The organism is Paenibacillus sp. 01T422, assembly GCF_056398785.1.
In genome coordinates, this window is sequence record NZ_JBFTQB010001306.1 from 1 (window position 1) to 1,685 (window position 1,685).

A 1,685-nucleotide genomic window follows, 5' to 3' on the forward strand; every position below is an offset into this window, starting at 1 on the left:
AAGTATACAGAGATGACTTATGACCAGCAACAAGCCCAGTATTAGACCAAATAACCCCAAAATTCCTGATAAAATCATAATGGGGAATCGCAGGATTCGGAGTGCAATGCTGGCCGAGTACTGTGGCATCATGAATGAGGATATTCCCGTTATGGCTACAACCATGACCATTGGTGCCGAAACAAGGCCAGCTTGGATAGCTGCCTGTCCAATGACTAGCGCGCCAACGATGCTGACAGCCGAGCCGACTTGCCTCGGAAGTCGAATACCCGCTTCACGCAGCGCTTCGAACGTAATTTCCATGATCAGCGCTTCGACCAGGGCTGGGAACGGAATCTCTTCCCGCGATTTGGCTACACGTAAAAGCAGGGTTGTCGGCACCATCTCCTGATGGAAGGTTAAAACTGCCACATAAACAGCAGGAGCAAGCATAGCAATGAGGAAAAACGTATAACGCAGCCAACGAATCAACGTCCCGATCAGATAACGCTGATAATAATCCTCAGGTGATTGCATCAACGACCAGAAGGTGGCAGGTACAATCAGGACAATTGGTGTATTTTCTGTCAGAATAAGAATGCGTCCTTCGAGCAAACCTGCTGCTGCCACATCAGGACGTTCCGTTGCTTGTATCTGTGGAAAAGGGGAATAGGTATTACCCTCGATGAGTTCCTCGATGTATCCGCTCTCAAGCACACCGTCTATATCAATCTGCTCGATTCGCTCTGTAACCTTGCTTATAATATCTGGCTTCGCAATACCTTGAATATACGCTAAAGTTACTTCCGTCTTGGAATAAGTACCAACTGTGAAGGTGACGAATTTTAACGCTGGTGTTTTTAATCTTTTTCGAATTAAGGTGGTATTGACGGTTGTAGATTCAATGAAACCTTCTCTTGATCCACGGACAACAGATTCGGCAAGCGGCTCTTCAACTGCACGTGTATCGTACCTCATAAGCCCGATGGTCAAAGCGCCTTGCACCGTGTCAAATAACACAACGGATCTGCCTCCTAGTACATCATGGAGAACTTCACCCATTGTTTGTATTTCATCGATATTAGAAACATTTATATACGCTTTAAAGGTTTCAATCGAACTTCCAGGGTCTACTTTCGAGTTCTTTAGCGGAGCAAGCACATTACCGTCTTGGAGCTCCACATCCACTACGCCGCGGAGATACAGGATGCAAGCATTCAACCCGTTTTGCGTTTGAAACTGGGTAAACAACACATCACCTGTTGTTATGCGCTTAATATTGTTGGAATATTCAGGATTGTATGGAAGTAAAGCCAAGCCCTCCAAATCGGCAATTAAAAAAACCTCCCCATAACGATAGGAAGGTTCTAACAATTAACACCATTAAACATATAACCCTTTCAGACTCCTTTCATTAGCATCGCTTTCTCCAAAATTATCGTGTCATACAACGGTGATGAGGTATCTACACTACTCTGTATCCACGCTGGCAAGTGATTCCCCTCCTGCCATGTGTAATTAAACAGCGATTTTAGTCCATTGCCATACCGGATCAAAATCTTCGCGTGACTGCCAGCTAATTGTCTCAGTTCCTCGAGAAGCTCCTGCTTATTTTCAACATGTGAAGCCACAATAAGATGAGTAGCCTCTTTTGTAAATGTCAACTCTTTCAATGGCTGATGGGTAAAAGTTACACGCCTTACACT

The 1,685-nt window shown here is 44.8% G+C and carries 1 protein-coding gene and 1 pseudogene; both read right to left on the reverse strand.

Going from position 1 to position 1,685, the window contains the following annotated elements; genetic code table 11:
• Positions 1-1,296, reverse strand: a 1,296-nt coding sequence (locus AC1DUA_RS38265; protein WP_477504664.1) for a spore germination protein, incomplete at its 3' end; no start/stop codon positions are given.
• Positions 1,297-1,379: 83 nt separating this feature from the next.
• Positions 1,380-1,685, reverse strand: a pseudogene (locus tag AC1DUA_RS38270) (pseudopaline biosynthesis protein CntL); the annotation flags it as partial.